At 64.3% G+C, this 21952-nt stretch carries 24 protein-coding genes; 16 read left to right on the top strand and 8 right to left on the bottom strand.

Annotated features, from left to right (window positions below; genetic code table 11):
- The first annotated feature begins 104 nt into the window (after positions 1 to 104).
- The 6 genes from clpB to pyrE all read left to right on the top strand — a co-directional run bounded on the left by clpB (position 105) and on the right by pyrE (position 6729).
- The gene (clpB, locus tag ACODSO_RS23660; protein WP_489039111.1) at positions 105 to 2651 is read left to right on the top strand and encodes an ATP-dependent chaperone ClpB; all 2547 of its coding nucleotides are present in this window, start codon (positions 105 to 107) and stop codon (positions 2649 to 2651) included.
- 97 nt (positions 2652 to 2748) lie between these two features.
- Positions 2749 to 3669: a DUF5666 domain-containing protein gene (locus ACODSO_RS23665; protein ID WP_489039112.1), complete on the top strand. Its 921-nt coding sequence runs from the start codon at positions 2749 to 2751 to the stop codon at positions 3667 to 3669.
- 64 nt (positions 3670 to 3733) lie between these two features.
- Positions 3734 to 4624 (top strand): hypothetical protein, encoded by an 891-nt coding sequence (locus tag ACODSO_RS23670; RefSeq protein WP_489039152.1) that lies wholly within the window; start codon positions 3734 to 3736, stop codon positions 4622 to 4624.
- A gap of 59 nt (positions 4625 to 4683) precedes the next feature.
- The gene (locus ACODSO_RS23675; protein ID WP_068373520.1) at positions 4684 to 5496 is read left to right on the top strand and encodes an SDR family NAD(P)-dependent oxidoreductase; all 813 of its coding nucleotides are present in this window, start codon (positions 4684 to 4686) and stop codon (positions 5494 to 5496) included.
- Between the two features lie 66 nt (positions 5497 to 5562).
- Positions 5563 to 6132 carry a LemA family protein gene (locus tag ACODSO_RS23680; RefSeq protein WP_489039113.1) on the top strand — a complete coding sequence of 190 codons (570 nt, stop codon included), beginning with the start codon at positions 5563 to 5565 and terminating at the stop codon, positions 6130 to 6132.
- A gap of 57 nt (positions 6133 to 6189) precedes the next feature.
- Complete coding sequence (gene pyrE, locus ACODSO_RS23685) at positions 6190 to 6729, top strand: orotate phosphoribosyltransferase (protein ID WP_338886663.1); 540 nt, start codon at positions 6190 to 6192, stop codon at positions 6727 to 6729.
- A 105-nt stretch (positions 6730 to 6834) separates the two neighbouring features.
- On the opposite strand, the gene ACODSO_RS23690 is transcribed toward pyrE, so the two are convergent.
- The 3 genes from ACODSO_RS23690 to ACODSO_RS23700 all read right to left on the bottom strand — a co-directional run bounded on the left by ACODSO_RS23690 (position 6835) and on the right by ACODSO_RS23700 (position 10141).
- Positions 6835 to 7326, bottom strand: a complete 492-nt coding sequence (locus tag ACODSO_RS23690; RefSeq protein WP_489039114.1) for a class F sortase — start codon at positions 7324 to 7326, stop codon at positions 6835 to 6837.
- Positions 7327 to 7411: 85 nt separating this feature from the next.
- Positions 7412 to 9208 carry a hypothetical protein gene (locus ACODSO_RS23695; RefSeq protein ID WP_489039115.1) on the bottom strand — a complete coding sequence of 599 codons (1797 nt, stop codon included), beginning with the start codon at positions 9206 to 9208 and terminating at the stop codon, positions 7412 to 7414.
- 333 nt (positions 9209 to 9541) lie between these two features.
- Positions 9542 to 10141, bottom strand: a complete 600-nt coding sequence (locus ACODSO_RS23700; protein WP_489039117.1) for an Rv1733c family protein — start codon at positions 10139 to 10141, stop codon at positions 9542 to 9544.
- A gap of 123 nt (positions 10142 to 10264) precedes the next feature.
- Here ACODSO_RS23700 and ACODSO_RS23705 point away from each other — a divergent pair, with 123 nt between their 5' ends.
- Positions 10265 to 10936: a lysoplasmalogenase family protein gene (locus ACODSO_RS23705; protein ID WP_489039118.1), complete on the top strand. Its 672-nt coding sequence runs from the start codon at positions 10265 to 10267 to the stop codon at positions 10934 to 10936.
- Here the strand turns inward: ACODSO_RS23705 and ACODSO_RS23710 are convergent.
- A complete protein-coding gene (locus ACODSO_RS23710) occupies positions 10901 to 11353 on the bottom strand; it encodes a hypothetical protein (RefSeq protein WP_489039119.1) in 453 nt (150 codons plus the stop codon). The two genes, ACODSO_RS23705 and ACODSO_RS23710, sit on opposite strands and share 36 nt — an antisense overlap.
- 88 nt (positions 11354 to 11441) lie before the next feature.
- On the opposite strand from ACODSO_RS23710, the gene ACODSO_RS23715 reads away from it, so the two are divergent.
- From ACODSO_RS23715 to ACODSO_RS23735, 5 genes are all read left to right on the top strand, one after another.
- A complete protein-coding gene (locus tag ACODSO_RS23715) occupies positions 11442 to 12230 on the top strand; it encodes an SDR family oxidoreductase (protein ID WP_489039120.1) in 789 nt (262 codons plus the stop codon).
- A gap of 83 nt (positions 12231 to 12313) precedes the next feature.
- Positions 12314 to 12919 (top strand): DUF6636 domain-containing protein, encoded by a 606-nt coding sequence (locus ACODSO_RS23720; RefSeq protein ID WP_489039121.1) that lies wholly within the window; start codon positions 12314 to 12316, stop codon positions 12917 to 12919.
- 14 nt (positions 12920 to 12933) lie between these two features.
- Positions 12934 to 13596 carry a TrmH family RNA methyltransferase gene (locus ACODSO_RS23725; protein WP_489039122.1) on the top strand — a complete coding sequence of 221 codons (663 nt, stop codon included), beginning with the start codon at positions 12934 to 12936 and terminating at the stop codon, positions 13594 to 13596.
- Positions 13597 to 13639: 43 nt separating this feature from the next.
- Positions 13640 to 14785, top strand: a complete 1146-nt coding sequence (locus ACODSO_RS23730) for a glycoside hydrolase family 76 protein (protein WP_489039123.1) — start codon at positions 13640 to 13642, stop codon at positions 14783 to 14785.
- Between the two features lie 15 nt (positions 14786 to 14800).
- Positions 14801 to 15574 carry a trans-aconitate 2-methyltransferase gene (locus ACODSO_RS23735; protein ID WP_489039124.1) on the top strand — a complete coding sequence of 258 codons (774 nt, stop codon included), beginning with the start codon at positions 14801 to 14803 and terminating at the stop codon, positions 15572 to 15574.
- 1 nt (position 15575) lies between these two features.
- On the opposite strand, the gene ACODSO_RS23740 is transcribed toward ACODSO_RS23735, so the two are convergent.
- From ACODSO_RS23740 to ACODSO_RS23750, 3 genes are read right to left on the bottom strand one after another with little or no spacing between them, the layout of a single operon-like run.
- Positions 15576 to 16226 carry a DedA family protein gene (locus ACODSO_RS23740; RefSeq protein WP_489039153.1) on the bottom strand — a complete coding sequence of 217 codons (651 nt, stop codon included), beginning with the start codon at positions 16224 to 16226 and terminating at the stop codon, positions 15576 to 15578.
- 31 nt (positions 16227 to 16257) lie between these two features.
- Positions 16258 to 16986 (bottom strand): VTT domain-containing protein, encoded by a 729-nt coding sequence (locus tag ACODSO_RS23745; protein ID WP_489039125.1) that lies wholly within the window; start codon positions 16984 to 16986, stop codon positions 16258 to 16260.
- A complete protein-coding gene (locus tag ACODSO_RS23750) occupies positions 16983 to 17150 on the bottom strand; it encodes a hypothetical protein (protein WP_489039126.1) in 168 nt (55 codons plus the stop codon). Before ACODSO_RS23750 ends, ACODSO_RS23745 begins: the two co-directional genes overlap by 4 nt.
- A gap of 29 nt (positions 17151 to 17179) precedes the next feature.
- Here ACODSO_RS23750 and fbaA point away from each other — a divergent pair, with 29 nt between their 5' ends.
- On the top strand, positions 17180 to 18220 hold the full coding sequence (fbaA, locus tag ACODSO_RS23755; RefSeq protein ID WP_068373458.1) for a class II fructose-bisphosphate aldolase: 1041 nt from the start codon (positions 17180 to 17182) through the stop codon (positions 18218 to 18220).
- 118 nt (positions 18221 to 18338) lie between these two features.
- On the opposite strand, the gene ACODSO_RS23760 is transcribed toward fbaA, so the two are convergent.
- Entirely contained in the window at positions 18339 to 19241 is a 903-nt protein-coding gene (locus ACODSO_RS23760; RefSeq protein ID WP_489039127.1) for an Rv0361 family membrane protein, read from the bottom strand.
- A 90-nt stretch (positions 19242 to 19331) separates the two neighbouring features.
- On the opposite strand from ACODSO_RS23760, the gene ACODSO_RS23765 reads away from it, so the two are divergent.
- The 3 genes from ACODSO_RS23765 to ACODSO_RS23775 all read left to right on the top strand — a co-directional run bounded on the left by ACODSO_RS23765 (position 19332) and on the right by ACODSO_RS23775 (position 21950).
- On the top strand, positions 19332 to 19748 hold the full coding sequence (locus ACODSO_RS23765; RefSeq protein WP_068373479.1) for a DUF3151 domain-containing protein: 417 nt from the start codon (positions 19332 to 19334) through the stop codon (positions 19746 to 19748).
- Between the two features lie 94 nt (positions 19749 to 19842).
- Complete coding sequence (locus ACODSO_RS23770; RefSeq protein ID WP_489039154.1) at positions 19843 to 20913, top strand: FUSC family protein; 1071 nt, start codon at positions 19843 to 19845, stop codon at positions 20911 to 20913.
- Positions 20914 to 21023: 110 nt separating this feature from the next.
- Entirely contained in the window at positions 21024 to 21950 is a 927-nt protein-coding gene (locus ACODSO_RS23775; protein WP_489039128.1) for a cation diffusion facilitator family transporter, read from the top strand.
- The last annotated feature ends 2 nt before the right edge of the window (positions 21951 to 21952 follow it).

Below are 21952 nucleotides of genomic sequence, written 5' to 3' on the forward strand. Positions count from 1 at the left end.
TTGAGCCTTCCTGCAAAATTCGCTAAGTTGAGCGGAACAGACTCAACCTTTGTAACGTTGTACCCATCGACATCAAGTTCTTCTCCGTTGAAAGAAGGTGACCGGTGGACAGTTTCACACCCACCACGAAGACACAGGCTGCTCTCAGCGCAGCTCTGCAGGCCGCATCCGCGGCCGGAAACCCGGATATCCGTCCGGCGCACTTATTGGTGGCGTTGCTCGATCAGACCGACGGCATCGCCTCTCCGTTGTTGAAGGCTGTCGGCGTCGATCCAGCTGCGGTGCGCGGTGAAGCACAGACACTGGTCGATCGCCTTCCCTCCGCCACAGGATCGACGACAACCCCGCAGCTCGGGCGCGAAGCGCTCGCCGCGATCACCACTGCTCAGAGCCTTGCGACCGAACTCGACGACGAGTTCGTCTCCACTGAGCACCTGATGGTCGGTCTTGCGACGGGCGACTCCGACGTCGCGAAGCTCCTCACCGGCCGCGGTGCAAGTGCCGGCGAATTGCGCGACGCCTTCCAGACGGTTCGCGGCAGCGCCCGCGTCACCAGTGCAGACCCCGAGAGCACCTACCAGGCGCTGGAAAAGTACAGCACCGATCTGACCGCTCAAGCGCGCGAAGGCAAGCTCGATCCGGTCATCGGCCGCGACACCGAGATTCGACGCGTCGTACAGGTTCTGTCTCGCCGTACCAAGAACAACCCTGTTCTCATCGGTGAACCCGGCGTCGGCAAGACCGCCATCGTCGAGGGTCTGGCCCAACGCATCATCGCCGGTGACGTGCCGGAGAGCCTGCGCGGCAAGACCGTCGTATCGCTCGATCTCGGTTCGATGGTCGCGGGAGCCAAGTACCGCGGCGAGTTCGAGGAACGGCTCAAAGCCGTGCTCGACGACATCAAGAACTCCGCGGGCCAGGTCATCACATTCATCGACGAGTTGCACACGATCGTCGGTGCTGGCGCGACCGGCGAGTCGGCGATGGACGCGGGCAACATGATCAAGCCGATGCTCGCCAGGGGCGAACTGCGGTTGGTCGGCGCGACGACCCTGGAGGAGTACCGCAAATACGTCGAGAAGGACGCCGCGCTCGAACGCCGATTCCAACAGGTGTACGTCGGTGAACCGTCTGTCGAGGACACTGTCGGCATTCTGCGTGGTCTCAAGGAGCGCTACGAGGTGCACCACGGTGTCCGCATCACGGACTCCGCCCTGGTGTCGGCCGCGACACTGTCCGATCGCTACATCACCTCGAGGTTCCTCCCGGACAAGGCAATCGACCTGGTCGACGAGGCTGCGTCGAGGCTGCGGATGGAGATCGACTCACGTCCCGTCGAGATCGACGAAGTCGAGCGGGCGGTCCGTCGTCTCGAAATCGAGGAGATGGCGCTCGAGAAGGAGACCGACGACGCGTCGAAAGCTCGGTTGGACAAGCTGCGAGCCGAGCTGGCCGACAGCCAGGAGAAGCTGAACCAGCTCAGTACTCGCTGGCAGAACGAAAAGAATGCCATCGACTCGGTGCGAGTTCTCAAGGAGGAGCTCGAAAACCTCCGCGGCGAGTCCGAGCGCGCCGAGCGAGACGGCGACCTGGGCAAAGCAGCAGAGCTGCGCTACGGGCGCATTCCGACGCTGGAGAAAGAACTCGCCCAGAAGACCGAAGCCTCGCCGAAGCAGGGCGACGTCATGCTCAAGGAAGAGGTCGGCCCGGACGACGTCGCCGATGTCGTCGCAGCATGGACGGGTATCCCCGCAGGTCGGATGCTGGAGGGCGAGACCGCCAAGCTCTTGCGCATGGAAGACGAGCTGGGTAAGCGCGTCGTCGGCCAGAAGGATGCCGTGCAAGCGGTGTCCGACGCCGTCAGGCGGTCTCGTGCAGGCGTCGCCGATCCGAACCGTCCGACGGGATCCTTCCTGTTCCTCGGTCCCACCGGCGTCGGCAAGACCGAACTCGCGAAGTCGCTTGCGGATTTCCTGTTCGACGACGAACGAGCGATGGTCCGGATCGACATGAGTGAGTACAGCGAAAAGCACGCTGTCGCACGGCTCGTCGGGGCCCCTCCGGGCTATGTCGGGTACGAGGCAGGCGGTCAGCTCACCGAAGCAGTGCGCAGGCGCCCGTACACCGTGGTGCTGTTCGACGAGGTCGAGAAGGCCCACCCGGATGTCTTCGACATCCTGCTGGCGGTGCTCGACGAAGGCAGGCTGACGGACGGCCAGGGCCGAACGGTCGACTTTCGAAATACGATCCTGATCCTCACCTCGAACCTCGGTGCGGGCGGATCGAAGGACGAGGTAATGGACGCTGTCCGGCGCGCGTTCAAACCTGAGTTCGTCAACCGACTCGACGACGTCGTGGTGTTCGACTCGCTATCGGAGGAACAGCTGGAATCGATCGTCGACATCCAACTCGGCTTGCTGGCGAAGCGGCTGGCGACGCGCAGGCTGACTCTCGACGTGACCTCGTCGGCGAAGTTGTGGCTCGCGGCCCGCGGGTACGACCCGCTCTACGGTGCTCGTCCGTTGCGCAGGCTGATCCAGCAGGCCATCGGTGATCAGTTGGCAAAGCTGTTGCTGGCAGGCAAGGTTCACGACGGAGATGTCGTGTCGGTGAACGTCAGCCCCGATGGAGACGGCTTGGTCCTGGGCTAGCAGACCGCTCTACTATTGCGCGACAACGTGCCTGTTGCCGCGCAATAGTGGGGTTCGGCCACCGCGCGCCACGACCGCGGGGACGTACCCTCGGTACATGACTTATCCGGAAGATCCGCGCGAACGGCCGTGGGACGACGGGACGGCGAACCCGCCGCCCGATCGTCCAGAGTCCGACCAGCCGACCGAGACATGGCAGGCATACCCGGACTCCCAGCCGCTGCCGGATCAGCCGACCCAGCAGTATCCCTCGGGCCAGCAGTACGGTCAGCCCCAGCAGTATCCGTCGGGACAGCAGTATCCGTCGGGACAGCAGTATCCGTCGGGACAGCAGTACGGTCAGCCCCAGTACGGCCAGCCGAACCCGACGCAGGCTATGCCGCCGTACGACCCGAATCAGCACTACGCGGCGAATCAGAACTACGCAGATCAGGGCTATACGGGTCAAAACTATGCAGGTCAGGACTATGCAGGTCAGAACTATGGACAGCCCCCCAACTACACAGGCGAGACGGCGTACGTTTCCGAAGATCCGGGATCGGGCGGCAATTCCTCCAGAAAGTGGCTACTTGCGCTGGTGGCCCTTGCTGCGCTGGCCGTAGTCGTGCTGGCGGGCTTTTTCGTCCTGTCCAATCAGGAGTCGGAGCCGGCCACCGCGCTCGGTCCCTCGTCGACGTCGCGGGCGCCGCTACCGACGGTGCCGCCGAGTCAGGTGCCGTCCGTGTCACCGTCGGTTCCAGGGGGTTTGGTGCCGGGTGGGATCCCCGAGATTCTCGGTGAGTCCGGAGCCGCGATCGGAACCATCACGGCGATCGACGGCTCGACTCTGTCGATACAGGGCATCGACGGTGCACCGGTCACGGTTCTCGTCACCCCGCAGACTCAGGTGCTGTCGCTGTCGGGGTTCGATGTCTCGTCGCTGAAAGTGGGTTCGCTCGTCGTGGTGAACGGTAGCCCGATGGAGGACGGCACGATCACCGCCGATGTCATCGTCGAAACGCCGGACCTCGGGGGATAGGCGCTCCCGGGTCGTTCCGCGGGCTTCGACCGTCGACGCTATAAGCTGACGATCGATGACGGCTATGTGGTTCGGACTTGCAGCGATCGCTCTCGTGGGCGCGGTCGCCCTTCTCTATATCGATCGTTCGCGTCGAGACCAAGTCGGACGCGTGCGTCAGATGTGGGCGAAGGCCCAGGGCTACACCTACTCTGCCGACGACGACGAGATCGTCCTTCGATTCAGCCGCGCGGCGTTGGCCAAGCCCGAGCACACCACGGCGCTCGATCTCGTGCGCGGTGTTCGGCGTGGGGAGAAGTTCGTACTCTTCGACGTCGAGGAGCTCGCGACTATCGTCGCAGTACAGCGCCCGGTCGGTTCCGACGTGGACATCGATCTGCGCCTGAAGTCGACACCTCCGCCGCGGGATCCAGACATGGAGCTTCTCGGGTCGATCGGGCCGCGTGTCGTGTTCGCAACCGACACCGATGTAGCCCGTCGAGTATGCGACCAGCGAATGGCTGCGTTCACCGAATCCGTTCCGGCGAAGATGTCGTTGATCTGGAGCGAGAACGACTGGACCCTCGGTTCCTTGCCCCTCGGGAGCACCGGTCGAGATTGGGACGCCGCGATCGACGCCGTCGCGAGGCTGTCGGGGATGTTGCACGTGCTTCCGCCCGTCGTTCGCGCATCCGCCGGTTCGGGCAGGGTCGACGCACCGCGGCAGGGCCGTCGTTCGCAGACTCCTGCCGGACGCTCCGACATGGACGCAACGCCGCGACGACGGGGTGGAAGCGTCCCCGACGATGGCCGCCCCGCCCCAGGCCACGTGGAACCCGACCAAGCGCGCGATGCGGGTATTCGTCGCGACGGTTCACGGCCAGGCACACGACCTGCCCCGCCGTCGCGGGTCGAGCCTCAGAATCGTCCGACTCCGATCACCCGAGATGCGGACCGTCGCCCGACCGACTACTGAATTCTCCTCGTCGCGGCGGGTCTGCAGAACGACCGGCAAACGCCGTAGCCTACAGTTCCATGACCGCCGAACCGATCGAACCAGCCTCCCCTGTCACCGTCCGTCCGGTTGCCCTTGTCACCGGTCCTACCTCAGGTCTCGGAGCGGGCTTTGCAACCCACCTCGCCGCACGTGGCTACGACCTGGTACTTGTCGCCAGAAACGAACTGAAGTTGCGGGCGCTCGCTGACGACCTGCGGGTTCGATTCGGCGCCGACTCGGAGATCATTGCCGCGGATCTTTCGACGCAGGCGGGACGTGATGCGACTGCGGAACGGCTGCATCGGGGCGTCGAGTTCCTCGTCAACAACGCCGGATTCGGGACGGCGGGCGAATTCTGGACGGCTGAGCCAGACCTCCTGCAATCCCAGCTCGACGTCAACGTCACCGCGGTGATGCAGTTGACGCGTGCCGCTCTGCCGTCGATGGTCGCAGCTGCCAAAGGCACGGTCGTCAACGTTGCCAGCGTCGCGGGCATCTTGGCCGGACGCGGGTCGACCTATTCGGCGTCGAAGGCCTACGTCGTTTCCTTCTCCGAGGGACTGTCCGGGGGACTCGCCGGAACCGGTGTTCAGGTGCAGGCGTTGTGCCCCGGCTTCGTCAAGACCGAGTTTCACGAGCGCGCGGGCATCGAGATGTCCTCGATTCCGAAGTTCATGTGGTTGAACGTCGAGCAGGTCGTGCGCGAATCGATGCGCGACCTGGGCAAAGGCAAGGTCATCAGCGTTCCCGGTGCCCAGTACAAAATACTGACTGCGGTCGGGACGAAAATACCCAAGAGCGCGGTGCGCAAGCTGACAAATCTGGTCGGTCGGGGGCGCGGACGAACTTAACGAGAATCCGTTCTCACGGGCGAGCCTCCGGGCGAGTTCCGCATAGTGCCGTTAAATTCAGACCTTGTGACTGTTTTCGTGATTGCGGCGATCCTCGTCCTTGCAGTTCTCGCGTACGCGGCGAGTGTCGAACGGCGTGTGCGTCGCTACCGCTCGAACACCGTCGCGAGCAGGGAGCTCGTGACGGTCGAGCTCGAGCGGCGTCATGGGCAGTTGGAACCGTTCATCGCGGCACTCGAGTCCTCGGATCTGGACCAGTCCCTTGTGCGTCAACTCGTCGGTGCACGCTCGTGGTCCAAGGCAGTGCGTGAACGCGAACTCGGTCTCGCAGCGCAAGCCGCGGCCGAGAACGCACTGTCGGCGGCTGTGCACGCCGTACTGTCGGAGTCCGACACGCATCCGAGCCTCCGATCCAACTGGGCGTTCCAGGGACCTGCAGGAGATCTGGAAACGACCGAGAAGCGCATCGCTGGCGCAGTCCGGGTGTACAACGACAATGCATACAAGCTCGCTCAGCTCCGCACGTCGTTCGCAACGAAGCCGATGGCGAAAGCACTGAAGGTCTCCGCCCCCGAACCGTTCGTCGAACATGTCGATCTCGTCGCCGACGGGCAGCCGGAGGATGTGCCCGCATAGCCCGAGAAGGAATGCGGTCGGTAGATTCATCCACGGAATCGACCGAAGGGAACCACAATGGCCGACAGTGCCCAGCGCGCCGAACTGGCCGAGCTGGTTCGAGAGCTCGCCGTCGTACACGGCAAGGTGACGTTGTCCTCCGGCAACGAAGCCGACTACTACGTCGATCTGCGACGTGCGACGCTTCATCATCGCGCGAGCGCGCTGATCGGCTCCCTGATGCGCGACCTCGTCGCCGACTGGGATTTCGATGCCGTCGGCGGGTTGACGATGGGAGCGGATCCCGTCGCACTGTCGATCGTGCACGCACCGGGGAGGCCGATCGACGGTTTCGTCGTGCGCAAAGCTGCGAAAGCGCACGGGATGCAGCGTCAGATCGAAGGTCCCGACGTCGTCGGGAAGCGTGTTCTGGTGGTAGAAGACACCACTACAACTGGCAATTCGCCGCTCACTGCGGTCAAGGCGCTGCGCGACGTCGGTGCGACGGTCGTCGGGGTGGCAACCGTTGTGGACCGAGCAACCGGTGCGGACGATGTCATCGCCGCCGAGGGGCTCGAGTACCGCTCGCTCCTCGGGCTGGCGGATCTAGGTCTGTAGCGTCGCTGGCGCCCTGTGGGGGGCTCCGCCCCCAGTGGCGCGGTTAAGTGTTCTGGGATGCACTCAACCGCGCCACTGGGCCGGAGGCCCACGGGGACCAGATGACTACTGCAACTGAGCGACGACGATGTAGTTGTCGTCCGTGGGTTCCCCGTCGCGAACGTCGCAATTGGCGAGAATCAATCGCCCCGGTACGGAGCGACGAAGCTCGTTGTCGCCCAACAACGAACCCTTGGGCAGCGGTCCGACGGTCTCGACGGAGTACTGCAGAACACCGGACGGTGTCGACAGCACGACCTGATCGCCGGGCTGCGTCACGCTCAGCGCCCTGAAAGGTGCATCGCGCGTCGAATAGTTATGTCCCACAACCACAACGGTCTGCTGGGTGTCGGATCCCGGCAGACCACTCTCGGCCCACCATGCCGGACGCTCGTCGACCGGGTTCAGAACCTGCCCGCTCTCACCACCGCGATAGAGCCCGCCAGGGTTTATCTCGTTGCTCATGTACGTCACCGAATCGGCCGACCTCAGTTCGATCCAGTCGGGCTGTGCCGCGGCGACGGGGGCCGGTGGCGTCACCGAAATTCGTGACTCCACCGGCGATCGATCCGCGGGTGCACTATCGAGTTGCTCGCTCGCGCAACCCGATACCAGCAACGCGACGCTCAGAGCGACCGCGAAACTACGAAGCCGCATCTGACGAGTTACGACGACGCAGGTAGACGGTGGTACCGACGGCAGCGACGCCGACCACTCCCGCACCGATCAGGATCGCGGGCAGATTGCTCGATCCGCTGTCGCTGTCTGCGGCCGCAGACGAATCACCGAGTGCCAGGTCGACGGCAGGCAGTTCACCCGCGGCGACGGTCACACCGTCTTCGTTGGTCGTGAAGTAGTCGACCACGGTGAAGGATCCGTCGTCGTTCGAGACACCGACCAGTCGAACACCCGTCTCGTCGACGACGACGGTGTTGTCATCGACCTCGGTGACGTCGACGTTCTCGCGAACAGCGTTGCCCAGGTTGATCGTCCAGTTGAACTTCGGACCGCTCGCAGCGAGTTCTGCGGCCTCGGCCTTCAGGTTTGCTTCGGCCGTCGCTGCGGCGTCAGCCTTGGTCTTCGCTTCGGCTGCCGCAGTTTTTGCAGCTTCTGCGTCTGCGGTTGCCTTGTCGGCCGCATCCTTCGCGTCCTGTGCCGCAGCAGCGAGCTCGTCCGCCTTGGCGGTTGCCGCGTCGGCAGCAGTCTCGGCGGCTGCAAGTGCAGTAGCTGCGTCGTCGGACTTGGTTTGAAGATCCGCCGATGCATCGCCCGCGGCGGTGGCAGCGGACGCTGCGTCCTCGGCGGCCGTCGCTTTGGCTGCGGCGTCGGCTGCCGCCGCATCCGCTGCGGTTCTTGCCTCTTCGGCTGCCTTGCTTGCTTCGGTGGCTGCGTCGGTCGAGGTTGCAGCCGCTGCTTCGAGGTCCAGTGCGGTGGACTCGGCGGCGGCGGAGATTGCTGCAGCACTTCGTGCTTCCACTGCCAGTGACAGTGCCTTGGCTGTGGCTGCTGCTGCCGCACGAACGGCGGTATTGATCTTCGCTGCATTCAGAGTTTCGAATGCGGCGGGCAAGGCGTCGAAGGCATCGCGTGCGGCTTGTGTCGCTGCATCGGAATCAGCTTTGGCGGAGGCGGCAAGCTCGGCCTTTGCGCTCGCATCGGCGCGAGCCTCGGCTGCTGCTTCGACCGCTTCGGGGGTTCCGGCGGCAATGGCGTCGGCCTCCAGCTTCGTGGCGTTCGCGTCGGCAGCCGTTGCCTCCGCGGCCGCGGTGTCCGCTGCGGCCTTCGCATCGGCTGCGGTCTTGTCGGCCGCTGCGGCTTCCTCCTTGGCCTTGGTGGCGAGTCCGGACGCAGTGATGCTGTCGAGTTTGGCAGCTTCCGCGGCCTGGGTCGCCTTCGTTGCCTCCAGAGCGGCGGCCGCAGCGTCGACCTCTGCCTTTGCCGACGCTTCGGTCGTGTCTGCGGCGGCGGCGACTGCTGCGTCGTATCGAGTCTGCGCTGCCACCGACGCGTCGGTCGCCGCCTTCGTTGCCTGTTCTGCCGCAGCCAGAGCTGCCTTCTCGGCATCGGACAGTTGAGGAACGACGTCGACATTGAACGTGACCGATCCGTCAGCGTTGACGACCACTCCGCCCGTGACCTGCGGGAGCGGGCGTTCAGCGGAGGGCGCAGGAGCAGCAGCGGCGCCGCCTTCGGCAACGATCACATTGGGGACCACCAGCGGATCCGGTGTCTCCGCGGCGCTCTCGGTGGGAGCACTCGGCGCCCCGGACTCACCGGTCGAATCGTCGGCAGGGGGAGCTTCTTCGACGACGCTCTCCGGTGTGGGTGTTTCCTGGGCCAATGCTGTTCCCGGTCCTGCAACAGCGAACGACAGTGCAAGTGCAGCTCCGGCTGCAGCGAGGCGGGTCCGCCGTGATCGAGCAATCGACTTCTGCGACATGGATGTTCTAGCCCTTCGGTCGTGGTGGCTCGCGCCACCGACACCTCCGTCCCGATCCGGAAATGCTTTTAGTGAGGCACACGTACTTGTGCTTCAAGGACCGTAACCGACCGTTAGGTATTTGAACCTTTGTCGTCTGTTTGGTTATGGAAGTGTGACTGATGGTGTTGCCGTGACTCGAGTGGCTGTTGGGGTGGGCCGGCCCGGAGCGAACGGCTGTTTCGGTCACTCTGAGTGCGCGAACGACTCATTCGGTCACCTGGGGCCCGGTCACCTCGGTCACCTGGGGCCCGGTCACCTCGGTCACCTGGGGCCCGGTCACGCCGAGCCGGGTCAGCTCAGGCTGTTCTCGTCCATGAAGTTCTTGATCGCAAGATCCCATTCGGATTCGCGCTGATTGTCGAGGTGGAAGCGGTATGCGGCGTACATGCCGTAGAGGAGGAGGGTCACCGTGAGGAGGCTGCCGATTCCGGTGAACATAGCGGCTGCGACGGCGTCGCCGTGTGTGAGTGGTTGCATAGAACGGACTCCGTTGTCGTCCACCCAGATGGCGGTCTCGGTGCCTGCAGGGGATCCGCTGACGGCGGAGACCTGACCCTGGTGCTCGACGCCCGCATATGTCCACGTCGCGTCGACAGCCGTGGTTGTCTGGACGCTGACGTCGGACTGCGCGAGCGCCGTGGCCTTGGCCTCGGCCGTCGTCGTGGCGGTGACGGAATGGCGGGAGTGCTGCTGCTCGGACACTCGATCGATCTGGGTGGACAGGGTGGTCATCGCGAACCATGCAGAGAGCGGGAGCATGAGAATCATCAAGGTGACGACGATGCTCTTCGTCCGTGCCTGCGCGCGATCGGATCGGCGAAGCAGGGGATTGTGACCGATGTGGGGGTCGATACTGGACGCCTTGGCGTGGTCTGAGTGCTTCCGGCGCATAGTCGTCCCTACTTCCCGTGTCCTGTGTTTACCTTTCAACAGTGACAAGGTGCTCGGCTGCGGACAAGCAGAAGGGGCCAGCATCACACAATTGTTAGCCCGGCAAAATTACGGAGATGCCCGATGAATCGCTCGACGCTGTCCAGGCTCGCCTTCGTGGGGGCGACGTCAGCCACCGTATTCGGGGCGGTCACCGGTTCGGAGAGACTGCAGCGAATTGCCAAGCCGTTGATGGTCCCGGCGCTGGCGGCGCGCGGAGTTCGGCCAATGTCGACGCTCGGGGTTGCGCTCACTGCGGCCACCGTCGGCGACGTGCTGTTGATCGATCCGGACGACGATGCCCGCATTCTTCGCGGCGCTACGGCTTTCGCAGTGATGCAAGGTTGCTACTGCTGGTTGCTGGCCGAGCGCGGTGCCAGGCCGACTGCAGCGAACGCCGTCCCGAGGCTGGCGGGGTGGGCCACTGCCGCCGCGCTGCTGACGCGTAGGTCACCGGCAGTGGCGCCAGGACTTGCCGGCTACGGACTGACCCTCGCCGCGATGTCGACCCTTGCCGCCGACCGAGCGGTCGCGCCGGGATCCGACACTGTCGCGGGGGTGGTTGTTCCTGGCTCGGACCCTAGATCGAGGCTCGCACTCGGCGGAATACTGTTCACCGCCTCGGATGCACTGATCGTGTTCCGGCGACTGTTTCTCGACAGGGAGTCGCATCGCCGAGTGGCGGAAGGCGCGATCCTTGCGACGTACGCGCTTGCCCAGCTATTCCTCGTCGAGGGGCTCGCGGGGGAGAAGTAGTACACGGTGTCGGTCCGAGGGGTCGACCAAGATCGGCACGATCGCTCCGGCGTGAAACCGCGCCTTCTCTCCCGGCGGGATCGAGTAGACGACACGGCCCGCGAACGATTCCGATCCAGGGATAGTGAAGAGCATCTGCAGTTCGGTGTGGGTGTCGTCGACCGGACGAACCTCTTCGACGGTGGCCCACCCCTCGACGCCGCTTCTCGCCAATCGGCGTTGCTCAGCCGTCCGCCGATTGGCAACCATCATCGCCAACCCCAGCGCGGTACCGAAGCCTGCGACCAGCGCTGCAAGTTGATAGGGGAGTGTGTCCGGTGGTGCCGCGGCTCTGAACCAACCGATCCAGACAACGAGGACGACGAGATAAACCGCAGTGACGACGGCCACTGCGCGCGCGGTTCGTTGGTGGTTCATCCGAAATCTCCTCGAGGCTTTTCCAGCCTAGACCGAAATTGTGCTCGAGGGGCTTACCGATAATCGAGGTAACGCTTATCATGTCGAAGTGTCCTCACCTACTGTGTTCATCACCGGCGCTGCCGCCGGGATCGGACGATCCACTGCCCTCAAATTTGCCCGTTCCGGTTACCTCGTCGGTGCCTATGACATCGACGAGACGGGGCTGGCCTCGCTGAACAAGGCGATCACCTCGACCGGGGGGCGTGTAGTCACCGGAATCCTCGACGTCACCGACCCCAAGCAGTGGGAAGAGCGGCTGAAGGAGTTCGACGCCGAAGCGAACGGTCGTCTCGACGTCTTGATCAACAATGCAGGAATCCTGGTTGCCGGGCGCTTCGAGGAGATGCCCATCGAAGTCCACAAGCGCCAGATCGACATCAACTTCAATGGCGTCGTCTACGGCACGCTTGCTGCGTTCCCGTACCTGAAGGCCACCCGAGGTGCGCAGGTCATCAATCTCTGTTCGGCATCGGCCATCTACGGTCAGCCCGAGTTGGTCACCTACGGAGCTACCAAGTTCGCGGTTCGGGGGATCACCGAGGCGCTCGACCTCGAATGGGCTGAATACGACATCTCGGTGAAGGCGATGTGGCCGCTGTTCGTCCAGACCGCAATGACGCAGGGCGTGTCGACCGGCACCACCAACTCGCTCGGCATCAAGCTCACCGCCGAGGACGTGTCTCAGGCGATCTTCGACGCAACCAGGCCGTCGAAGCGGCTTTATCACAAGGTGCACTTCCCGGTCGGGATCCAGTCCAAGGCGCTCTCGCTCGGCTCGCGATTCTCGCCGGCATGGCTTACCCGCGAGGTCAACCGGCGGCTCAGTCACAAGTAGCCGCCTGCCAACGGCACGGTTCCGGCTACGCCGGTAGGGTCGCTCAGCAGTACGGGTGAGCGAAAGTGGGGTCGGGGTTTTCTATGGCAAGAACGCGTGTGAACAAGCGTGTGGCGGCGTCGGTGGCGATCGTGGCAGTTCTGTCCGGGTGTGGCAGCGAGTCGGGTGCAGAAACCGCTGCCGCACCCACCACTACGACGACAACGGTTGCGCCGACCACCACTACCGAGCTTCCCACGCCCGTCACGACGACGGAGGCCCCGCCTCCGCCTCCGCCCGTCGAACCCGAACCGATCCCTACGCCGCAGACCACATACGCCGCGCTGGACGGTGCATATTACTTCTCCTCACCCGACGGACTGTTCCAGTGCGGCATCGTCACCCTCGCCAGCAGGACCGAGGCAGGATGCCAGGGAACCACGGCGCCGGTGCCGCCGAGGCCCGAGGACTGCATGATCAGCTGGGGCAACGGGATTCGAGTCACCAACGCTGGTGAGGCCGAGTTCATGTGTTCCGGCGGCGCTGTTTACACTTCGGGTGGCGAGACCATCGACCCCCCGCTTGCGGTGGGTCAGTCGATCGAGGCCGACGGCTACTCGTGCCAATCCATGGCGAACGGTATCTCGTGCACCAACGACGAGACCGGGCACGGCTTCCGCATCGCTCCGGACAGCAACGAAATCTATTGAGCAGCAACGATATCGTGGGAGAGGGCTCCGGTCCCACCGAGTGGGGCGAGCATCCGCACGGCGTCGGGCCGTGGGAGCAGGAACACGATGCGCCAAGGCCGCTGGGTTCGGAGTACGACACCGACCTGCTCGACGCGGGCGACCGTCGCAACGTCGTCGACGCCTACCGTTACTGGACGCGGGAAGCGATAGTCGCCGACATCGATACCCGGCGTCATCCGCTCCATGTAGCCATCGAGAATTTCGGCAACGATGCCAACATCGGAACTGTGGTTCGGACCGCCAATGCATTTGCCGCGCAGGCAGTTCACATCGTGGGGCGCCGACGGTGGAACAGGCGAGGTGCCATGGTCACCGATCGCTACCAGCACATCCACCACCACGAGACGGTGGCAGATCTTCTCGAGTACGCTCGCGCCGAGAGGCTGACCGTGGTGGCGGTCGACAACACGCCGGGATCGGTGCCGATCGAGACTGCCGACCTACCGCGCGAGTGTGTGCTGCTGTTCGGTCAGGAAGGCCCCGGTGTGACTGCCGATGCCCGGGCAGGTGCATCCATGACGGTCTCCATCGCCCAGTTCGGTTCGACTCGAAGCATCAATGCCGGCGTCGCCGCCGGGATCGCGATGCACTCGTGGATCAGGCGTCATGCTGATCTGTCACAGGCCTGGCCCTGACTGTTTGTGACGACTCCAGTCGCAGATGGCAGGATCTCAGGTTATGCAAGAGCTATGGGCGCAGCGGGCTGACGCGGCGGAGGGGGCGGTTCTCGCGCGGCACGTTCGGCGGCTGTGGGGCCTGCCGGGCACGGCGCTCGGCGTCGTCGCATGGCCACCTGTGCGGCGCGAGCGCCTATTTCTCAAATGGCACTACTGGTGGCAGGCGCATCTGCTCGATTGCGCAGTCGATGCGGCCAGTCGTGAGCCTACGTCGAAGCGTCGTCGGCGACTGGCGAAAATAGCTCGTGCGCACCGCATTCGAAACATCACCGGCTGGACCAACAACTATTACGACGATATGGCCTGGCTCGGTCTGGCACTCGAACGTGCCCAGCGGTTGCATTCGGTGGGTAACCGGACCGGGATTCAGAAGATCGAGATGGAGTTGTTCGACGCCTGGTCCCCGCGGGCGGGCGGCGGAATACCGTGGCGTAAAGGCGACGATTTCTTCAACGCGCCGGCAAACGGACCCGCATCGATCCTTCTCGCGAGGACGGGACGACTCTGGCGCGCGCAGGCGATGGCCGACTGGATGGACACGAAGCTCAAGGATCGTCAGAGCGGCCTGATACTCGACGGCATCCGATCGAGCGGAACGGCCGGGGACCCGGGTGTGCTCGATCGGGCGGTGTACAGCTACTGCCAGGGTGTCGTGCTCGGCATCGAGACCGAGCTCGCTGTTCGGCTCGGCGACGCTCGGCATCGCGAACGAGTACACGCACTGGTGGCGGCCGTCGAGGCTCGGCTATGTCGCGATCTCGTCATCGTCGGGGGCGGCGGAGGTGACGGCGGGTTGTTCAACGGTATTCTCGCCCGGTATCTCGCGTTCGTTGCGACCGACCTGCCCGGCGACACCGACGAGGACCAGGCGTCGCGCGCTCTGGCGGCATCGATCGTGCTCGCCTCCGCCGAGGCAGCGTGGGAGAACCGCCTCGAGGTGGAGGACCACCCGCTGTTCGGTGCGGCGTGGGAGACGCAGGCGCATTTGCCCGGTCCGGGATTGTCCGTGGCGACCTTCAGTGGCGGAACGGTCCGGTCCTCGTCGGAGCCCGAGCGGGACTTTGCCGTCCAACTGAGCGGGTGGATGCTGATGGAGGCTGCGTTCACGGTGTCGGCCGCAGGCTTCCACAGCTGGACAATTGCTTAGCTAAGGTATCGGGTTATGGGAACCTCGTGGAATCCGACCGTCTACCAGCGCTACGCAGACGAGAGGACGCGGCCGTATTTCGAGCTCGTCAGCCGCATACGGCACGAGTCACCGAAGCACGTCGTAGATCTCGGATGCGGCACGGGGGTGCACACCGCGACACTGGCGGAGCGGTGGCCGGAGGCGAATATCGTCGGGATCGATTCCTCACCCGATATGGTCGCCCAGCAGCCGAGTCGACTACCGGCGAATGTGACGGTAGTCGAGGGTGACATCGCCGCGTTCGACGCGACCGGTGTCGATGTGGTGGTGTCCAATGCGGCCCTGCAGTGGGTGCCGCGACATCGAGAACTGATTCGCGATTGGGCGTCCCAGTTGAATGCCGGGGGCAGCCTCGCGTGGCAGGTGCCCGGGAACTTCGACGCCCAGTCGCACGTCCTCATGCGGGGCCTCGCCGACTCCGAAGACTGGTCGCCACTCCTGAGTGGAGTTCTTCGCGGCGGGGACAGCACCGATACGGCCGAGCAGTACGCGTCGGCGCTGCTCGATACGGGCATGGCCGTCGACGCCTGGGAAACGACGTACGTGCATGTGCTGCAGGGTGAGGACCCCGTGCTCGAATGGGTACGCGGAACCGGTCTTAGGCCGGTCTTGGATGTCCTCGATGACGATCAGCGGCAGCGTTTCGAGAAGCAGTACGCTCGGCTGCTTCGGGACGCGTATCCGTCGACATCCTCGGGAACGCTGTTCCCGTTCCGGCGAATCTTCGTCGTCGGGCACAAGAGCTGAGTTACTCGACGACCTCTTCGACCTCGATTGTCTCGGCGGGTCTTGCCATCTCTTTGCGATATTGCCAGATGCCGAGGCCGGTGCCGGTGACGAGAAGGAGGATCATCGCGATCAGGACTGCGGGCAGTAGCCACGGCACCATCTCGAGGAAGCTCCCGAAGTAGAAGCCCGCGAGCAGAAGTACCGGTGCCCAGATGATCGCGCCGAGGGTGCTGGCGATGGTGTACCGACGGTGGTTCATCTTCGCTGCGCCGGCAACCATCGGGCAGAGCGTACGGACCCAGGGGATCCACCGGGCCACGAGGACTGCCCAGAACCCGTGCTTTTCGAGCAGCAGGTTGACCTTGTGCAAGTTCTTGGTGTTGAGGTACTTGCCGTTCTTACGTGCGACGAGCGTAGAGCCGGTTCGATGTCCTATGACGTAGCCGACCTGGTTACCCGCGATCGCCGCGACCATCGCGCCGGCTGACAAAGCCCACACATGCGCTGTGCCCGACGCGTGCGTCGCCATGACGATGCCTGCGGTGATGAGCATCGAGTCGCCGGGAAGGAATAGGCCGATGATGACGGCGCATTCGATGAACACGAATGTCACCACCACGATCCACACGACGAGCGGACCGGCGGTTGCAAGGGGGCCGAACTGCCCCATCGACTCAATCACGATTGCAGAGTTCCGCGGTCTAGGAGTGGGGATCCTGCTGCGCTTCGATGGCGTCGGTCGCTTCCGCCAGTGGCGTCTTGCGCGCCTTGAGCATGCGCTTGCCGACCTCGATGACGATCGGCAGCACAGAGACGAAGACGATCAGGAGGAAGATGATGTCGACGTTGTCCCGGATGAACTGAATCTGGCCGAGCAGGTAGCCGAGCATGGTCACACCTGCACCCCAGAGGATGCCGCCGACGACGTTGTAGGTGAGGAAAATCGAGTACTTCATCTTCGATGCGCCGGCGACGACGGGCGCGAACGTGCGCACGATCGGCACGAATCGAGCCAGGATGATCGTGATCGGGCCGTGCTTCTCGAAGAACGCGTGCGACTCGTCGATGTACTTCTTCTTGAAGAACTTCGAGTCGTTGGACTTGAACAGGGCGGCGCCGCCCTTGGTTCCGATGAAGTATCCGACCTGATCGCCGAGTATGGCAGCGATCGGAATGAGGATGACCAGCACCCAGATCGACGCGAACGGCGGGATCTCGTCGGACTTCGATGCCGCGATCAAGCCAGCGGTGAACAGCAGTGAGTCACCGGGTAGCAGCGGGAACAGCAGCCCGGATTCGATGAAGACGACGAGCAGCAACCCGACCAGCACCCAGGTGCCGAACGAGTTGAGCAGATTCACCGGATCGAGAAACCCTGGCAGAAGTGCCAGGTTTGTCGTCACGGATTCCGAGGCAGCAAGAAGACTCACGGCGCCCACCCTACCGGCCGAACCTGGGACAACCTGAACAACAGCTGGTGAACTGCCGCGAAGGCGATGTCCGATTCGTCACGTTCGGGAGTGGTGGTGCCGAGGGGGAAGTGGGTGGGTACCGCGACACGCAGCGCTAGGACTTGCCATACTGCACTGGACAATCGATCTCTTCACATGGAGGAATGACGCCGTGCCGATAGCAACTCCCGAGGTCTACGCCGAGATGCTCGGCCGGGCCAAGGAACACCAATTCGCATTTCCGGCAATCAACTGCGTGGGTTCCGAGTCCATCAACGCCGCGATCAAGGGCTTTGCCGACGCGGGAAGTGACGGCATCATCCAGTTCTCGACCGGTGGCGCCGAGTTCGGCTCGGGCCTGGGTATCAAGGACATGGTCACCGGCGCGGTGGCGCTGGCCGAGTTCGCGCACGTGATCGCCGCGAAGTACGACGTCACCATCGCGCTGCACACCGACCACTGCCCCAAGGACAAGCTGGATACGTACGTCCGCCCGTTGCTCGCGATTTCGCAGGAGCGCGTCGACGCCGGCCGCAACCCGCTGTTCCAGTCGCACATGTGGGACGGATCCGCAGTTCCGATCGACGAGAACCTCGAGATTGCGAAGGATCTGCTCGCCAAGGCTGCAGCTGCTCGCATCATCCTGGAAATCGAGATCGGCGTCGTCGGCGGCGAAGAAGACGGTGTCGAAGCCGAGATCAACGACAAGCTCTACACCTCCGACGAGGACTTCTTGAAGACCGTCGAGGCTCTGGGCGCGGGCGATGCAGGATCCCGCTATCTCCTCGCCGCGACGTTCGGCAACGTGCACGGCGTCTACAAGCCTGGCAACGTGAAGCTGAAGCCGTCCGTGCTAGCCGACGGGCAGCGCGTGGCTTCGGAGAAGCTCGGTCTTGCGTCCGGATCGAAGCCGTTCGACTTCGTCTTCCACGGCGGATCCGGCTCGGCGAAGAGCGAGATCGAAGAGGCTCTGAACTACGGCACCGTGAAGATGAACGTCGACACAGACACCCAGTATGCGTTCAGTCGTCCCATTGCCGGTCACTTCTTCAGCAACTACGACGGCGTGCTGAAGATCGACGGTGAGGTCGGCAACAAGAAGGCCTACGACCCGCGCAGCTACCTCAAGAAGGCCGAGGCCGGCATGACGGCTCGCGTCATCGAGGCATGCAACGATCTGAAGTCGGCCGGGCGCAGCGTTTCTGCTGGATAGCGCGTCCCGCGCAGTGGCACGGTTAAGTATGTGATGGTGCACCTAACCGTGCCACTGCGGCGGAGCCGCACTTCCGGATCGGCGGCGGAGCCGCTATTCCGGATCGGCGGCGGAGCCGCTATTCCGGATTACACACCTTCCAGTCCTCGCCTTCGAGCCGCAGATCGAACGTTCGCGGTGATCGCTCGTTCGGATTCGCAGCGGTGTACGCGAGGACCTGCACGATTGCGGTGTCGCCAGTGATCTGTACGGCATCGATACCGTCGACAACGGGAATGTTTCCCTGCTCGGCAGCGATACGGTGCACCTCGGCGAACTCGGCGTCCGGGATTTCGCGGTAGTACACGGCCAGGTCACCGCACGACGACGCGCGGAGCGTCGCCAGATTGCCTGACGACAGCGCTTCCGTGAACGACGTGACCTGTGTTCGGATCTGCGCGTCCGGGGAGTTGTCGGCGTGATCACCGGAGAGATAGAGATACCCCGCGACGCCGACGGCTGCGAACAGCAATACTGCTGCTGCCAGCGCCGCGATCCATCTGCGGCCGCCTTTGCTGCGCGGCTTCGTCTGCTCTGGCGTCGGGCCGACTCTGAGCGGTTTCGCTTGCTGTGCAGAGCTGCGGGGCCGAGGGTCCTCGCCACGTGCTGGGATGCGACGCGGCCCGACCGGCGGCTTCGCGACGGCCCGGGGCTGGGCGCGTACCACCTTCGGCAATGCGGTTGTCTCGGCCTCAGCGGGGTCGGTCTTCTTGCGGTCGGGCTTCGTGATGTCGACGGCCTGCGTGGGCGCGTCCGCCGTCTCCGGAAGCGATTCGGACGGAACAGGTGTGGATTCTGGGGGATCCGACTTCTCAGAGCTAGGTCTTGCCGGGGGAGTGGCAGCCGGCTTCGCTTCGACCGACTCCGGGAGCTTCGGCGGCGTCGGCATCGCGGCGCCGCCCTGCTTCGGGATTGCCTCGGTGGCGGGCTCGTCTGCCCGCGGTTTCGATTCGTCCTTCTCCGACACCTTGCCTGCTCCCAACTGACCGAGACTGCGCGAAACAACGAGCCTAATGCGCGAGGGTGGGTGGCCGGCCGCAACCTCTGCGGGTGTCGGGGCACAATGGTCGTCATGACTTCTTTCGGTGACTTGCTCGGACCACAGCCGACGCTGCTTCCCGGCGACGACGAGGCGGAGTCCGCTCTGCTCAACCACGCGGATCCGGCGAAGGTGGCGGCCGACAATCCGACGGCGTCCATCGCGTGGGCTTACCTGGCCGAGGCCGCTCTGGAGAGCGGGCAGACCATTACCGCGTACGCCTATGCTCGTACCGGATATCACCGCGGGCTCGATCAGCTTCGCCGCAACGGATGGAAGGGATTCGGGCCGGTCCCGTACAGCCATGAGCCCAACCGAGGATTCCTCCGCTGCGTCGCCGTTCTCGCGAAGGCTGCGCGCGATATCGGGGAGAACGACGAGTACGCCCGCTGCCTCGACCTCCTCGAAGACAGTGACCCCAAGGCTGCGGAAGCTCTCGGCCTCGGCTGACACGCAGGCCCCTGGCAAGCGCACTCCTGAACGGCTCCGCCCGGCATCTCGACGCGGCAAAGCCCGCATCCGGGCGGGCCGAGCACGCCTGCGCCTGTCGATGCTTCCGGTCGTGCAATGTGCACTGGCCGCGGGTCTCGCCTGGTTCGTGGCGACGGACATCGTCGGTCACTCGCAACCATTCTTCGCGCCGATTGCAGCGGTGGTGTCACTCGGGGTCTCCCTGGGTGCACGCTTGCGACGTTCCGCCGAGTTGGTCGCTGGGGTCACTGTCGGGATAGGCGTCGGCGATCTGATCATTTCCGCGATCGGCAGCGGCCCGTGGCAGATTGCGCTCGTGGTCGCCCTTGCGATGGCGACCGCGGTATTCCTCGACGGCGGTCCCCTCATCGCGATGCAGGCGGGTTCGTCGGCCGTGCTCGTCGCGACGCTCATTCCTCCCGGTGATTCGGGTGGACTCGACCGGATGGTCGACGCCTTGACCGGCGGTCTCGTCGGGATCGCCATCGTCGCTCTCATCCCGACGCACCCGGTCTGGCGTGCTCGCAAGGACGCGGCCAAAGTCCTCGGAACCGCGTCCGAAGTCCTGCAGAAGGTCGCTGACGGTTTGGTCGCGAACGACACGAAACCGATCGAGGATGCACTCCGGAAGGCGCGTGCGACGCAGTCCGACATCGACACGCTGCGGACGGACCTCAAGGGTGGGCGGGAGATCGCGCGCCTGTCCCCGCTGTTCTGGGGTCATCGCGATCGGCTGGCAGGGTTGGAAAAGACCGCCGATCCCATCGACAACGCGATCCGAAATATCCGAGTTCTGGCTCGCCGGTCGCTGACCTTGGTGCGCGATGACGAGATACTCGATCCGCGGGTGGTGGACGAGGTCGAGAAGTTGGCTCAGGCGACCGACGTCTTGCGAAGGATGGTTCTTGCGGACCCAGGCCAGCAGCCCGACGCGGCGGAGGCTGCCAGGGTGCTGCGCGCGGTCGCGGCGGGAGCCAAGCCGGAGCTGATCTCGAACGCCGGTTTGTCTGCGACGGTAGTGGTGGCGCAGTTGCGCTCGATCATCGTCGACCTGCTCCAGGTTGCCGGTTTGAAGCGAATCTCCGCCCTTGCGACGCTACCGCCGACGGTGCAGAAGCCGGATGTGACGCCGGATCTGTTCTGACGGGTCGTATCGGAGGACCGGACGGCCCACGCGATTGCACATATGCACATGTACGCATATGGTAATTCCTGGGTCGATCGAGCGGCATCGACGGACACCGAAGGGGAATCATGGGCGCGGGGCACGGGCACAGTCATGGAATGGGGGGCGCGGGCGAGACTGCAGCGGCGTCGACCAAGCGCATTCGGAACATGGTGATCGCGCTCGGCATTCTCGTCGTGTTCCTCGTTCTCGAAGCGACAGTCGCGCTGATCATCAACTCGCTCGGTCTGCTCGCCGACGCCGGGCACATGCTCACCGATGTCCTCGGAATGTCGATGGGACTCGTCGCATTGCTGCTCGCTCGCAAGGGAAGTGCGGCTGCGGCCCGAACATTCGGTTGGCATCGCGCCGAGGTCCTGACGGCCATCGCCAACGCGGTACTTCTTCTCGGGGTCGCCGCGTTCATCATGTACGAGGCAATCGACCGAATCGGCGACGCCCCGGATATCCCAGGGCTTGCACTGATTCTCACCGCAGCGGCTGGTCTACTGGCCAATCTCGTGGTCATCGTGCTCATTCGGGGCGACGCCAAGGAGAGCATCGCAGTTCGAGGCGCATACATGGAGGTCCTCGCCGACGCCGTGGGGAGCGTCGGAGTCCTCGTGGCGGGGTTCGTGATGCTCGTGTTCGGGTGGACGTGGGCGGACATCGTCGTCGGTGTTTTGATCTCGCTGTGGGTCATCCCGCGGGCGATCAAGCTCGCCGGCTCCGCGCTACGGATCCTCACGCAGGCGAGCCCCGGTCATGTCGACGTCGAAGCGGTCGAAGCGGACCTCGCGGCGCTGCCCGGCGTGGTCGGGGTGCACGACCTGCACGTGTGGACTCTCACTACCGGGATGGACGTTGCGACGGTACATCTCGAATGCGACGGGTCCAGTTCGGTGCTGCTGGCGCGGGCCAAGACGGTCCTGGCGACGTACGGTCTCGATCACGCAACCGTTCAGGTCGAACCGAGCGCCCATGGCGCAACGTGCAAGGACGAACTCACCTGGTGATT

This window comes from Rhodococcus sp. FG69 (assembly GCF_057808915.1).

Bases quoted from the DNA above. Each gene is read 5' to 3' on its own strand.
- ACODSO_RS23775 (WP_489039128.1), top strand. From the start codon at position 21,024: ATGGGCGCGGGGCACGGGCACAGTCATGGAATGGGGGGCGCGGGCGAG.
- ACODSO_RS23735 (WP_489039124.1), top strand. From the start codon at position 14,801: ATGGGAACCTCGTGGAATCCGACCGTCTACCAGCGCTACGCAGACGAG.
- ACODSO_RS23710 (WP_489039119.1), bottom strand. From the start codon at position 11,353: ATGAACCACCAACGAACCGCGCGCGCAGTGGCCGTCGTCACTGCGGTT.
- ACODSO_RS23740 (WP_489039153.1), bottom strand. From the start codon at position 16,226: ATGGGGCAGTTCGGCCCCCTTGCAACCGCCGGTCCGCTCGTCGTGTGG.
- ACODSO_RS23670 (WP_489039152.1), top strand. From the start codon at position 3,734: ATGTGGTTCGGACTTGCAGCGATCGCTCTCGTGGGCGCGGTCGCCCTT.
- ACODSO_RS23720 (WP_489039121.1), top strand. From the start codon at position 12,314: ATGGCAAGAACGCGTGTGAACAAGCGTGTGGCGGCGTCGGTGGCGATC.
- ACODSO_RS23765 (WP_068373479.1), top strand. From the start codon at position 19,332: ATGACTTCTTTCGGTGACTTGCTCGGACCACAGCCGACGCTGCTTCCC.
- pyrE (WP_338886663.1), top strand. From the start codon at position 6,190: ATGGCCGACAGTGCCCAGCGCGCCGAACTGGCCGAGCTGGTTCGAGAG.
- ACODSO_RS23700 (WP_489039117.1), bottom strand. From the start codon at position 10,141: ATGCGCCGGAAGCACTCAGACCACGCCAAGGCGTCCAGTATCGACCCC.
- ACODSO_RS23695 (WP_489039115.1), bottom strand. From the start codon at position 9,208: ATGTCGCAGAAGTCGATTGCTCGATCACGGCGGACCCGCCTCGCTGCA.
- ACODSO_RS23730 (WP_489039123.1), top strand. From the start codon at position 13,640: ATGCAAGAGCTATGGGCGCAGCGGGCTGACGCGGCGGAGGGGGCGGTT.
- ACODSO_RS23665 (WP_489039112.1), top strand. From the start codon at position 2,749: ATGACTTATCCGGAAGATCCGCGCGAACGGCCGTGGGACGACGGGACG.
- ACODSO_RS23705 (WP_489039118.1), top strand. From the start codon at position 10,265: ATGAATCGCTCGACGCTGTCCAGGCTCGCCTTCGTGGGGGCGACGTCA.
- ACODSO_RS23675 (WP_068373520.1), top strand. From the start codon at position 4,684: ATGACCGCCGAACCGATCGAACCAGCCTCCCCTGTCACCGTCCGTCCG.